This window comes from Mesorhizobium sp. M0778 (assembly GCF_040320105.1).
In the GTDB taxonomy this organism is placed as follows: Bacteria; Pseudomonadota; Alphaproteobacteria; order Rhizobiales; family Rhizobiaceae; genus Mesorhizobium.
This window is the reverse complement of record NZ_JAMYPA010000011.1, coordinates 71,975-84,200: the sequence shown is the minus strand read 5'-3', so window position 1 is coordinate 84,200 and position 12,226 is coordinate 71,975. Positions and strand designations below refer to the sequence as shown.

General features: G+C 63.1%; 15 protein-coding genes. 8 read left to right on the top strand and 7 right to left on the bottom strand.

Features of this window, described 5'->3' with window-relative positions:
• The first annotated feature begins 73 nt into the window (after window positions 1-73).
• A complete protein-coding gene (locus tag NKI22_RS17370) occupies window positions 74-232 on the top strand; it encodes a hypothetical protein (RefSeq protein ID WP_023717263.1) in 159 nt (52 codons plus the stop codon).
• Between the two features lie 52 nt (window positions 233-284).
• On the opposite strand, the gene NKI22_RS17365 is transcribed toward NKI22_RS17370, so the two are convergent.
• Complete coding sequence (locus NKI22_RS17365) at window positions 285-542, bottom strand: DUF982 domain-containing protein (RefSeq protein WP_023674477.1); 258 nt, start codon at window positions 540-542, stop codon at window positions 285-287.
• 96 nt (window positions 543-638) lie between these two features.
• On the bottom strand, window positions 639-1,301 hold the full coding sequence (locus tag NKI22_RS17360) for a GntR family transcriptional regulator (RefSeq protein ID WP_023717262.1): 663 nt from the start codon (window positions 1,299-1,301) through the stop codon (window positions 639-641).
• A gap of 168 nt (window positions 1,302-1,469) precedes the next feature.
• Here NKI22_RS17360 and NKI22_RS17355 point away from each other — a divergent pair, with 168 nt between their 5' ends.
• Entirely contained in the window at window positions 1,470-2,729 is a 1,260-nt protein-coding gene (locus NKI22_RS17355; RefSeq protein ID WP_352815979.1) for a multidrug efflux MFS transporter, read from the top strand.
• Window positions 2,730-2,785: 56 nt separating this feature from the next.
• Window positions 2,786-3,157 (top strand): DUF423 domain-containing protein, encoded by a 372-nt coding sequence (locus NKI22_RS17350; RefSeq protein WP_023717260.1) that lies wholly within the window; start codon window positions 2,786-2,788, stop codon window positions 3,155-3,157.
• A gap of 69 nt (window positions 3,158-3,226) precedes the next feature.
• On the opposite strand, the gene NKI22_RS17345 is transcribed toward NKI22_RS17350, so the two are convergent.
• Window positions 3,227-3,370 carry a hypothetical protein gene (locus tag NKI22_RS17345; RefSeq protein ID WP_023717259.1) on the bottom strand — a complete coding sequence of 48 codons (144 nt, stop codon included), beginning with the start codon at window positions 3,368-3,370 and terminating at the stop codon, window positions 3,227-3,229.
• 63 nt (window positions 3,371-3,433) lie between these two features.
• Window positions 3,434-3,577 (bottom strand): hypothetical protein, encoded by a 144-nt coding sequence (locus NKI22_RS17340; protein WP_023717258.1) that lies wholly within the window; start codon window positions 3,575-3,577, stop codon window positions 3,434-3,436.
• Window positions 3,578-3,743: 166 nt separating this feature from the next.
• On the opposite strand from NKI22_RS17340, the gene NKI22_RS17335 reads away from it, so the two are divergent.
• Window positions 3,744-4,826: a LacI family DNA-binding transcriptional regulator gene (locus NKI22_RS17335; RefSeq protein WP_352640053.1), complete on the top strand. Its 1,083-nt coding sequence runs from the start codon at window positions 3,744-3,746 to the stop codon at window positions 4,824-4,826.
• 24 nt (window positions 4,827-4,850) lie between these two features.
• On the opposite strand, the gene NKI22_RS17330 is transcribed toward NKI22_RS17335, so the two are convergent.
• A complete protein-coding gene (locus NKI22_RS17330; protein ID WP_352481240.1) occupies window positions 4,851-6,026 on the bottom strand; it encodes an OpgC family protein in 1,176 nt (391 codons plus the stop codon).
• Between the two features lie 216 nt (window positions 6,027-6,242).
• Between NKI22_RS17330 and NKI22_RS17325 the strand changes: the two genes are divergently transcribed.
• Window positions 6,243-6,917: an alpha/beta hydrolase gene (locus tag NKI22_RS17325; RefSeq protein ID WP_352481241.1), complete on the top strand. Its 675-nt coding sequence runs from the start codon at window positions 6,243-6,245 to the stop codon at window positions 6,915-6,917.
• 9 nt (window positions 6,918-6,926) lie between these two features.
• Here the strand turns inward: NKI22_RS17325 and sthA are convergent, their stop codons facing one another.
• Window positions 6,927-8,315 carry a Si-specific NAD(P)(+) transhydrogenase gene (gene sthA / locus NKI22_RS17320; protein WP_352815982.1) on the bottom strand — a complete coding sequence of 463 codons (1,389 nt, stop codon included), beginning with the start codon at window positions 8,313-8,315 and terminating at the stop codon, window positions 6,927-6,929.
• Window positions 8,316-8,524: 209 nt separating this feature from the next.
• Between sthA and NKI22_RS17315 the strand changes: the two genes are divergently transcribed.
• From NKI22_RS17315 to NKI22_RS17305, 3 genes are all read left to right on the top strand, one after another.
• On the top strand, window positions 8,525-8,995 hold the full coding sequence (locus NKI22_RS17315; protein ID WP_023674465.1) for an RDD family protein: 471 nt from the start codon (window positions 8,525-8,527) through the stop codon (window positions 8,993-8,995).
• Window positions 8,996-9,131: 136 nt separating this feature from the next.
• Window positions 9,132-9,896: an arginyltransferase gene (locus NKI22_RS17310; RefSeq protein WP_352621047.1), complete on the top strand. Its 765-nt coding sequence runs from the start codon at window positions 9,132-9,134 to the stop codon at window positions 9,894-9,896.
• Window positions 9,897-10,018: 122 nt separating this feature from the next.
• Window positions 10,019-10,915 carry a DMT family transporter gene (locus tag NKI22_RS17305; protein WP_352640090.1) on the top strand — a complete coding sequence of 299 codons (897 nt, stop codon included), beginning with the start codon at window positions 10,019-10,021 and terminating at the stop codon, window positions 10,913-10,915.
• Here NKI22_RS17305 and NKI22_RS17300 read toward each other — a convergent pair.
• A complete protein-coding gene (locus tag NKI22_RS17300) occupies window positions 10,903-12,123 on the bottom strand; it encodes an AI-2E family transporter (protein ID WP_023717250.1) in 1,221 nt (406 codons plus the stop codon). The genes NKI22_RS17305 and NKI22_RS17300 overlap by 13 nt on opposite strands.
• Window positions 12,124-12,226 lie beyond the last annotated feature (103 nt).

Sequence of the window (12,226 nt, the reverse complement as noted above, 5' to 3'; positions counted from 1 at the left end):
ATCGTGCCTTGCGGTGTTGTGTTTGTGGCCCAATGCTCCTAGGCAAAGGCCAAGCACAATGAAAGGAAACGATATGCCACGAGCACCGAACTACGGTCAGGAACGCAAGGAACGCGACCGGCAGAAGGCTGCCAAGAAGGCGGAAAAGCAGGCTGCCAAGGTCGCGGCCAAGGAGCGCTCGAAGCCCGAGGGCGAAAGCGAGTCCCAAACCAACACCGAAACGGCCGAGTGATGATATCAGGCCTGTCAGGCGGCCCGGGTCTCGATCAAGTCCCCGCTATGCCTCAGGCCGGCGCCTTGTCGCTGACGAAGACGTTCACTTCGCGGGCGGCGGCAATGAAGGCCCGTCTTGCGTTCATGGCCGGCTTGTCGCCGGCCAGCGCATCATGACAGGCTTGCAGCGCTTCGCGGTGCTTGGGGCTGCGCTTGCCGGGCCAATTGTTGAGGAGGTAGTCGGAAGCCTCGCGGGCCGTACGCAAGAGCTGATTGCTTCCCGCCGCGCCCTTGACGGTCACGGGTGTGTCAAATCGGTTGTTTTCCATCGCCGCTCTTACGCCATCGGCATTTGCGAAGCGAGACCGAAAGTAGCTTTCTTCGCTCATCTGCCTTTTTCGTGATCAATGGCCGCCGATCCTCACTCAAGCGACGACGGCAAATCCCCTGGCGCGCAGGCCGCGCCGGTCGTTGCGCAACGACGTGACCAGCCGGTCGCGGCTACCGTCGATATGAGATGAAAGCAGGCAGGCGGCCCCGTCGGCATCGCCGGCCCGCACCGCCGACAGAATGTCATGGTGTTCGGCCCAGGCACGGCCAAGCGCTGCCTCGTCGCGAACCTCGAGCCAGCGGGCGCGCGACAGGCGCGTCATCGCATCACGAACCGCTCTGAACAGGAACTCGTTGCCTGACAGGCGCGCCAGCTCGATATGAAAATCCATGCCGACACGATGCCATTCCTCGCGCGGCGTCTGGTCGTCGCAGGAATCGAGCATCGCCTCGATGATTTCGACGGCACCCCTGTCCTGCAAGGCACAAGTCAGCCTGACTGCCGCGACCTCGACCGCCTCGCGATAGACGGCGATCTGCTCCAGCTCGGCAAGATTGATGGGCGAGACCGTCCAGCCGCGGCCGTCGCGGCAGATCAGGCCTTCGGTCTCGAGCCGCAGTAACGCCGCCCTGACCGGCGTGCGCGAGGCGCCGAAGCGGCTTTCGACCCAGCGCTCCGTCAGCCGCTCGCCGGGACCGATCTCGAGCCCGAGGATCATCTCGCGAAGCTGCTTTTCGACGTTCTGCATCTGCGACATTGGCGTTCCGTTGTTGGAGCCGGTTCATTGGCCCTCTGCTCACCGGCCATTACTGGCGATCACTTTGCAGGGACCGCATTGACAGCGACCAGCCTTGCGTCCATGACGGATACCAGTTTGGTATCCCAAAATGGTATCCGCAGCAACCCAACGACAGCAGTCTCTGACATGCCGCAAGACGCCACCCTCGCCGTGCAAGGCACGCATAACGTCCACTGGCGCCGCAATCTCGCCGTGTGTTTTGCCGGCTCGTTCAGCACGCTCGCAGCGATGACGCTGCTGTTGCCGTTCCTGCCGCTCTACGTCGAACAGCTGGGCGCCGAGGGCCATGCGGCGATCGTGCAGTGGTCGGGCATCGCCTACGGCGCCACTTTCCTTGCTGCCGCGCTGGTCGCACCCCTGTGGGGGCGGTTAGGCGACCGCTACGGCCGCAAACTGATGCTGGTGCGCGCCAGTTTCGGCATGGCGATGTGCATGTCGCTGACCGGCATGGTGCAGACTGTCTGGCAATTGGTGTTCTTGCGCCTGCTGATCGGCTTTGCCGGCGGCTATTCTTCGGGCTCGACCATCCTGGTTGCCATGCAGACGCCGAAGGATCGCTCCGGCTGGGCGCTGGGCGTGCTGTCGGCCGGAATCACGGCCGGTGCCCTGGTCGGCCCGCTGCTCGGCGGCGCGCTGCCGCCGCTGATTGGCATCCGCGCCACATTCCTGCTCGCCGGCGGCGTCATTTTCCTGGCCTTTCTGGCAACCACCTTGCTGATCAAGGAGGCCCCTCGCCCGGTTGCCGCCAAGGCCGCGTCAGAAGAAAAGGCGAAAGGCGGCTGGTCGCAAATTCCCGACAAGCGCCCCGTCGTCGTCATGCTGGCGACCGGGACGCTGTTGAGTTTCGCCACCATGTCGATCGAGCCGATCATCACCGTCTATGTCCAGCAGCTCATCGAAGATCCGAGCCAGGTCACGCTGGTCTCCGGCATCGTCATGTCGGCGGCAGCGCTCGGCGCCATCCTGTCGGCGTCGCGGCTCGGCAAGCTCGCCGACCGTATCGGCCACTGGAACGTCATCGTTGCCGCGCTCGCAGTCTCGGCGCTGCTCCTGATCCCGCAGGCCTTCGTCACGCAAGGCTGGCAGCTCGTCGGCCTGCGTTTCCTGATGGGCGTGGCGCTTGGCGGTCTTTTGCCCTGCGTCACCAGCGTCATCCGCCACAATGTGCCCGACGGCGTCGGCGGCAATGTGCTGGGCTTGTCGATCTCGGCGCAATATGTCGGGCAGGTCGCCGGACCGTTGCTCGGCGGCTTCGTTGGTGGCCATTTCGGCATGCGCGCGGTGTTTCTCGGCACATCCGTGCTGATGGCGGGCGGAGCGGCCTATAACTGGCTGGTCCAGTCGCGCCGCGAACGCGACATGCTGGCGGAAGCCGGCAAATCCTGACACGGTTCGCGCAGCGCTATCTCAGGCGGTCGCCAGCAATTACGGAGGCCTGGAAAATGAGCACGGATGAACACGCGGCAGGCAGCCGCATTCTGATTTTTGCCGGCGGCCTATGCGGCGCAACCGGCGTGGCGCTTTCGGCGGCGTCGGCGCATCTCGGCGGCGCTTTCGTCGGTACGGCCGCGTCCTTCCTGCTCATGCATGCGCCGGTTTTGCTTGCCGTCGGGCTGCTCGGTGGCAATACCATCCTGCGAAGCGGAAGCCTCATCCTCCTCGTCGGGCTTCTGCTGTTCTCGGGAGATCTCCTCGCTCGCGACTTCCTCGGCTCGCGGCTGTTCCCGATGTCGGCGCCGATCGGCGGCACCTTGCTGATCGGCGGCTGGCTGGTGATGGCCGCCTCGGCGCTGGTGCGCCCGCGCCGCCATTGATGCGACAACCAATGGCGGCCGCTGCTCTTTCACCAGCCGCGCTCGATCCACGAGCTCTGTCTTGCCAGCTCAGTCTCGCGGACGTTCGAGCCGGACTTGCCCGTCGCGCTTGGTCGTCTTGACCACACGCCGTCGCTCCGGCCGTTCGGTAGCCGGCGAGATGCCCCAATAATTGCGATAGATGTCTTCGAACAGATGCTTGACCGGGTGCATGGCTTAATCTCCTCTAGCTTATTTGAATCGATCCAATCAGCAGGCGAAAAAATGCGCTGCCAATCAGCTCCACTCGCGTCGCTTCAGGAAACGCAGGTCGCGAATCCACGGACCGGTCCTGTCGCGCCGCTTCCGGGCCTCCGCGCTCGAGCGGATGCTCCAGTCGTTCCGGTAAATGTCCTCGAACAGATAATTGACGGGGTGCATGGCACTCTCCTCTTGTATCGATCCAATCGGTAGAACGAAAAACGCTCTTGGATCGATTCAAAGAATACGCGCCGCACCATAAATGTCAAGCAAAAATTTGAATCGATCCAAGGAAGGTGTTAGGTAATCGGCGATACTGTTGGACCGGAATCCCGGAGACAAACAAATGGCATCACTCACCGAAGGCAGCAGGAGGCCCATCCGGCTGGCCGACATCGCCAAAGCCGCGGGCGTATCACACGGCACTGCCTCCAATGTCTTCAGCCGTCCCGAAATCGTGCGCGAGGAAGTCCGCGAGCGGGTCAAGGCGGCGGCCGAGGCGCTGGGCTATGCCGGCCCCGATCCAAAGGGCCGCCTGCTGCGTGCCGGCAAGGTCAATGCGATCGGCGTCGCCACCACCGAGCCGCTGTCCTATTTCTTCGACGACCCCTTTGCTCGCGTGATGATGGCCGGCATCTCGGAGGCATGCGACGCCACCGGCGCGGGAATTGCCCTGGTGTCAGCTGGCAACGAGGAAAAACTTGCCTGGAACATCCAGAGCGCCCTGGTCGACGGCTTCATCCTGTTCTGCATCGAGGGCGGTCCGCGCCTCGTCGAGCTGACACGCGAACGAAAGCTCCCCTTCGTCGCGCTCGAGTTCGGCTCGCAGGACGACACGGTCTCGGCGATCAGTATCGACAATGTTGCCGGCGGCCGGCTGGCGGCGCACCATCTGGCGGTACTTGGACATCGCCGCTTCGCCGTGTTGTCGCTGGCCTTCGCCGACGACAGCACCGGTCTTGTCTCGCCCGAGCAGGTCCGGACAGCGTCGTATACCGGAACCCGTGACCGCCTCCTCGGCTATTTCGAAGAGCTTTCCAGGTTCGGTGTCGACACCGCCAAGGTGCCGGTCTACGAGACCGAAAACGACAAGGCGAGCACAAGGGCTGGTCTCGAAACCATCTTCGCCTCGGCGGAACCGCCGACCGCCATCCTGGCGATGTCGGACCGGATCGCAATGGTGGCATTGGAATGGCTCAACGCACGGGGCATCGCGGTTCCCCGCGATGTTTCCGTCGTCGGCTTCGACGGCGTGCCTGAAGCCGCAATTTGCGAGCCTCCGCTCACCACCATCGCCCAGCCGATCGCCGAGATCGGCCGCCGGGCAGCGCGAAGAATCCTCGACTTCGACGGCACGGTGCGGCGAGAAACGCTCGACGTCGAACTTGTCGTCAGGGCATCGTCCGGACCGCCGCCGAGCATAGCTTGAGGCCGGCAGATCGAGCGTCCAGGTTTATCGGTTCGCTTGCGCGGCCATCGGCCCAATTTCAAAGGACGAGCGGGCCGCCTCGTTGCGGACCGGCTTGCCCTTTCCGGACCAGCCGATGGCAGACAGCCACTCCAGATAGAAGGCGAGCGCGAACTGCATGGCGATGCCGGCGGCGAGCAGCAGACTGTCATAGGCAATGCCGCCCGGGTTGATCAGCTTCATCACTTGCGCCGCCATGGCAATCACCGTTCCGGCAATGAAAACCGGCAACGAGCGTTTGCCCAATATGGCGAGCGGATTGTCACGACCGGTGCGGAACAGGTTCGAGACGGAAGGCAAGGCGACGACCAGGTAGCTCATCGCCAGGATGTGCAGCAGTCGCGGCAACGACAGGAATGTCTTGTCGAAACCGGTCAGCACCACCGGCAGGTCGAGCCATGACACATGCCCCCACAGCGGGCTGTGCACCCAGACGAGCGCCGTGAGCACATAGGCGGCGGCGGCGCCGACCAGCCAGAGATTGACCGGGATGGTGCCGCCGCGCCGCACATGCAACACGCTGGCCATGCCGATATTGAACAGCAATTGCCATGACAGCGGATTGAGGAACCAGAACCCGGGCTCCGGGTAGTTCGGTGGCGCGATCTGGTAGATTCCGGCAAGCAGCCAAAGGGCTGCGGATACGGCAAGCGCCGCCAGTGGCCGATAGCTGATGAACAGCAGGAAGGCCGGCGCCATCAACAGCAGCGCTGCATAGACCGGCAGTATGTTGTTGTAACCGAGTTGATGGCCGAGCGTGACGATGCCGACCAGGACTTGTGGCGGGTTTCTGACGAGCGGCTCGATGTTGATCAGCGTCAGAAGGTCCGGCCGTTTCGCAAACACCGCCGCCGCGCAGAAGATAGCCATGACCACCATCGTCGTGACGATGTGGGTGACATAGAGCACGCCGGCGCGGCGCCACATTTTCAGCGTTGCAATCAGCCGGTTTCCCGGCTGGAATTTGGTGCCGTAGGCGAGAGCGACGGACATGCCGGAGATCAGCACGAAGGCCTCGGCCGCATCCGAAAACCCGAAATTCTTGTAGGTCAGGGTTTCGAAAACGGTGCCCGGCACATGGTCGATGAATATGGTCAGGAGGGCGAGAGCCCGGAACACGTCAATACGCGTATCGCGTTCCGGCGAAACTGGCATGGTCATCGATAAAAGGCCTTAAAGCTGGTTGTTCATGCCGGCATGCGACCACCCGGGCGACCACCCGGCGCACACTGCTTCGATCCCTCCCGCGGGGGATTATATCGGCAAAGAAACGGACTGAAATGCGCCCGGTTCAATCAACTTTCGCGGAGCTTGAAAATATTTCGTTTTGAAGCCGGCAAATTAACGAAAGTAACGCGAAATCAAAAGGATGTGACTATGGCCGAGGAGAGCCTCGAAGACGGTATTTTGCAGGAAAATTCAGGCTTTTTCTACCGGCTCCATCGACCCGCCAATTTACCCGGTGACTGGCTGTTCCTGCAGCATGGATCGGGAGTCGATGAGACGACCTTGCTGCCGCTTGGTCGGCAAATCGCGCCGCATGCGGCGCTGGTTGCGGTCCGTGGCCGCATCCCTCAGGAGGGCGGGTTCCGCTGGTTCACGCGAATCACCCCGACGCGTTTCGAACAGGCGAGCATCCGTGCGGAGGCGGACGCATTCGCGGGCTTCGTCGACGGCATCGCGAAGCGCCACCGCTTCGATCTCAGCCGCGCGACCTTTGTCGGTTATTCGAACGGCGCCAATCTGGTCTCAAGCGTCATGCTGCTGCATCCGGGCCTGATCGAGCGCGCCGCATTGCTGCGTCCGATGCCGGTGCTTGACGAGGTGCCGCCGGCCGACCTGTCGAAGGCGCGGGCGTTGATCATCGCCGGCGCCGCCGACCTGACCTATGCGCCATTCGCGGCGGTGTTGGCCGCCCTGCTGAGTTCGCATGGCGCCAAGGTCGAGACCCACACCATTGCCTCCGGCCATGAAATCGGCGATCCGGACGCCGAGATCGTCAGGCAATGGCTGGCGGATCCTGCGGTCGCCGTTGCATCGTCAGATCGATGAGCCTCGAAGCTATCCTCGCCCCATGCGGTTCCAGGCGTCCAGCCCGGCGATCTTGTAGGCTTCGGCCAGCGTCGGATAGTTGAAGGTGTTGTTGACGAAGAAGTCGACGGTGCCGCCGAGATTGATGACCGCCTGGCCAATGTGGATGAGTTCGGTCGCGCCCTCGCCGACGATATGGGCGCCGAGCAGACGGCGTGTTTCGATCGAGAACAGAAGCTTCAGGAAGCCGGTATTGACGCCCATGATGTGGCCGCGCGATGTCTCGCGAAACCGCGCCACGCCGACCTCGTAGGCAGCACCACTCTCGCGCACCTGCTCCTCCGACTGGCCGACGGTGGAGATTTCCGGCACGGCGTAGATGCCGTAGGGAAAGGTTTCGGGCGGCGGCGGCAAGGGCACGCCGAACGCATGGCAGGCGGCCACCCTGCCCTGTTCCATCGAGGTCGAGGCCAGGCTCGGAAAACCGATGACGTCGCCGGCGGCATAGATGTTGGGCGCGCTGGTCTGGAAGGTCTGCGGATCGACCTTGATGCGGCCCCTGGAATCGGACTCGATGCCGACCGCTTCCAAGCCCAGGCTGCCGACATTGCCGGTACGCCCGGCAGCATAAAGCACCATCTCGGAACGTATGGTGCGGCCGTCTGCCAGCATCACCTCGGCATAATCGGGTTTGGAGGCGATCTCCTTGACGGCGCTGCCCAAGCGGATGGTCATGCCGCGGTCGCGCATCTGATGGATGAAGTCGTCGACGATCTCGCGGTCGACGAAATCCAACATGGTATTGCGCGGCTCGACCAGCGTCACCGGAACGTCGAGCGCCGAAAAGATCGTCGCATATTCGACGCCGATGACGCCGGCGCCGATCACCGTCAGCGTGCGCGGCAGCCGGTCGAGCTCCAGCATCTCGTCGCTGTCGAAAATCCGTGTTTTGTCGAACGGCACGTCGCGCGGCCGGTGCGGCCGGGTGCCGACCGCGATCAGTGCATGGGCGAAGCCAACCTCGCTGTAGTCGCCGGTGTCGGTGGTCAGGCTCACCTTGTTGGGGCCAAGGAATTTTACCGCGGCGCGAGCGCTCTTGACCGTGTTGCGCATGAACTGGTGCTGCAGCACCTCGACCTCGTGGTCGAGCGTCTTGTGCAGGCGCTCGACCAGATCGCCGACCGAAATGTCCTGCTTGACCCGGTAGCCGCGTCCATAAAAGCCGCGCTCACGCCAGCCCGAGAGGTTGAGCACCGTCTCGCGCAACGTCTTCGACGGTATGGTGCCAGTGTGTACCGACACGCCGCCAAGACGACGACCTCTGTCGACCACCAGCACCGACTTGCCGAGCTTGGCCGACTGCACCGCGGCGCGGCGCCCGGATGGGCCGCTGCCGATGACCAGCATGTCGTAGTCCATGTCGCCCCGTCCCCTCGGCTCGGCACGTTTTGTTGCGCCGCAGCAAGCTAACGCTATCCGCGCCATGAATTCAACAAGTCAGACGGCGCCGGGCACACCGTCACCATCTACGGTGGCGAATGGCTCGATCTTGATTCCACCACGAACCTTCACCATTTCATCAATACGCGGCCCGTGCATTAACCCGGGTTCGATTACGAGGAAATGACATGAACGCTCGCGTTCTCGACGGCGAAATCATCACCAGCAGGCTCGAAGACGTTCGCGCCTATGAGGGCGTGCGCACGCGGCGCATTCTCGCCTTCGTCATCGATTATTTCATCGTCGCGCTGCTCACTATTCCATTCGCGATCCTGGTGTTCTTGTTCGGGCTGTTGACGCTCGGCCTCGGCTGGATGCTGTTTTCCATTCTCGTGCCGGCCGTCGCGATCCTCTACATCTGGAACACGCTCGGCAGTAAAGATCAGGCCACCACCGGCATGAAGATGATGGGCATCCGGCTCGACCGGCTAGACGGCAGCCGCATCGACGGGTTGACCGCCGTCGTCCATTCGGTGTTGTTTTGGGCCGGCAATGTCATCCTCTCGCCGCTGGTCCTGCTGGTGAGCCTGTTTTCCGACCGCAAGCGCACGCTGCACGACCTGCTGCTCGGCACGGTCGTCAGCCGCAGCGGCCGCTGAGCGGCTTTGAAGCGCGGCCGCGGCCTTTGCGCGCAAAAGTGAAGACGTCCAATCACCCAGGCTTTCACAATCCTGTTGAATTTTTCGGCGTCCGCGCCAAAGGTAGAGCGATTCGCAGGAGTGTTTCCAAGGCTCGATGACGCAGCACCCGACCCAGTCGCCACAGTTCTTTCTGACCGCGCCCTCGCCGTGTCCCTATCTCGAGGGGCAGTTCGAGCGCAAGGTGTTCACTCACCTGGTCGGCGACAAGGCCCCCGAGATGAACGATCTGTTGACGCAGGGCGGTTTCAGGCGGTCGCAGAACATCGCCTACAGGCCGGCCTGCGAGACCTGCCGCGCCTGCGTGTCGGTGCGCATCCTGGCGCAGGAATTCACGGCCAGCCGCAACATGAAACGCGTCATACAGCATAATTCGGATCTGGTCGGCGCCATGCACGACGCCGAACCCTCCACCGAGCAGTATTCGCTGTTCCGCAGCTATCTCGACGCCCGCCACCGCCGTGGCGGCATGTCCGACATGACCGTGCTCGACTACGCCATGATGGTCGAGGATACCCATGTCGACACCAAGGTCATCGAATACCGTCGCCGCGGACCTGATAGCTTCATCACCGGCAAGGGCCAGGGCGAACTGATCGCCGTGGCCCTCACCGACAAGATGGCCGATGGCCTGTCGATGGTCTATTCCTACTTCAACCCGGACTTCGAGGACCGTTCCCTCGGCACCTTCATGATCCTCGACCACATCGCCCGCGCCAGGGCGATGGGGCTGCCCCATGTCTACCTGGGCTACTGGGTCAACGGCTCGCGCAAGATGAATTATAAGATGCGCTTCCAGCCGCAGGAGCATCTCGGCCCGAAAGGCTGGGAACGCTACAATCACGAAGCGGTTTTGCGCTGATTTCCGCTTTCGGTATTCACCCTTAAATTGTTTCGAGGAGGATGCCGCTGGACTTCCGGCCGATCGGCTGGAAGACCGGGTGGGTCAATTTGCGCCTCCAGGCCTATCGCGAGAATTGCTGCATGTCTTCCCACAACGACCACCAGAGAGGCCTTCTGATCACCGCCATCGGCGGGTTGACGCTGACCGTCGACATTCCGCTGATCCGGCTCGCCGACGGCGAGGCATGGACGATCCTGCTCTTGCGCACCGGCACGACCTTCGTCGCCACGCTCGTCATCTGGGCCATCTGGCGCTCGCTGAGCGCAAAGGCACCGCAGCTTATCCCGGGCTGGTCAGGGCTCATCGTTGCCGCCCTCTACGGACTCGGCTCGATCGCCTTCATCACCGGCGTCTACAACACCTCGACCGCCAACCTCGTTTTCATCCTGGCCTTCACCACCATGTTCGCGGCCCTTTTGTCGTGGCTATTCCTGAAGGAGAGGCCACAGCCCCTGACGGTCGCAGCGCTGACATTGATGATCGCCGGCGTCGTGATGATTGTCGGTGATTCCGTCGGAACCGGGCATCTCTTCGGCGACCTGATGGCACTATGCTCCGCCTTCATGATCGCCGCGGCCATCACCATCTCGCGCGCCAGCGGCAAGGATATGGGCTTCACCGCGCTGATCGGAGTCGTGCTGCCACTGGCCATCGCCGCCCTGATGGTTTCCAAGGTGGGTTTTCACGTCAACGCACCGTGGTGGATCGTCTTCAACGGCGCCGTCATCATGCCGATCTCGTTCTTCTGCCTCGCCAACGGTCCGAAATACATTTCCGGGCCGGAAGTGGCGATGTTCTACCTGTTAGAAACCGTGCTGGCGCCGGTCTGGGTGTGGATGATCTTCGCCGAGACCCCGTCGCGCAACAGCCTGATCGGCGGCACGATCCTCATCGTCACCTTGATCGGCCATTCGCTCTGGCAGTTGCACGAGGGGCGTAAGCGCCGCGCCACGCTCGCCGTCAGTCACCCGGCCTGATTCTTTTTCGCGGCGGCGCGTTCGGCGACAATTTCGATCTGCGGCGGTGCATCTTCCTGCTCCGCCGGTTCGGCGGCAGCGAGTTCATCGGTCAGTTCCACCTCGCGCAGCCATTCGCGCCAGATCGCGACCAGCAGGGCCATCAGCACCGGGCCGATGAACAGGCCGAGAAAACCCATTGTCTTGACGCCGCCGATCAGGCCGAAGAAAGTCGGCAGGAAGGGCAGCTTTATCGGTCCGCCAACCAGCTTCGGGCGCAATGTCTTGTCGACGACGAAGAGTTCGACGGCGCCCCAGATGAACAGCGCCAGCCCGGCCATCGGCGAGCCGCTGGCGGCGAGGTAAATCGAGACCAGCGTGAACGACAGCGGCGCGCCGCCGGGGATCAGCGCCATGATGCCGGTCAGTGCGCCGAGCGTCACCGGCGACGGCACGCCGGCCAACCAGTAAGCGATGCCCAGCACCAGCCCTTCGCCGATGGCGATAACGGTCATGCCGGTGACGGTGGAGGAGATCGTCGCCGGCACCACGCGTGAGATCCGTTCCCATCTGGCCGGCAGGATGCGTTCGCCGAGGCGATCGACCTGCCCGGCGAAATGCTCGCCGTCGCGATAGGCGAAGAACAGCGCGATCATCATGAACAGCAGCGTCAGCAAAAGGCCGAAGGCGCTGCCGCCGGCGGCAAGCACGCCGCGATAGATGCTGCCGATATTGGCGCCGCTGATCAGCTGGATCAGTTCGCCGATACCGCCTGGGTGGCCAACGTTGACCGTCCATTGTTCATTGAGCCATTCGCCTACCACAGGCAGCGTGGCGATCCAGTGCGGCGTCGGCGCGCCGTAGCGGTTGGTCTCGATCGCCCAGCCGACCCATTCGCGCACCTCGTTGATGGCATAGGTGCCGGCAAGCGCGATCGGCACCACCAGGAAGGTCAGGATGAACAGGATCGCAAGCGTCGCGGCAATCGTGCGGTTGCCGCCGACGCCGGCGAGCAGCCGCCGATAGAGCGGCCAGCTGGCGAAAGCGATAACCAGGGCGGCAAGGACCGGGAACAGGAAGCCGTGGAAGAAATAAACTCCGGCGGCGACGATCAGCACCAGGAGCCAGCGCGCCGCCGACAGCGGCGGAATGACAGCGGCCCTGAGCGGCGTCGACAGGCCAAACAGGCGCTGCTGCCGCTCCGGCTTCTGGATCCTGACTTCCTTCAAGCGACTACCTCCCCAACGCCCCGTGTCGTCCAGATGCGTTATCCCCGCGCTTTCCCATGGCGAAGCCTATGCACTGATATAGTGCAGCAATCGTGACGGCATT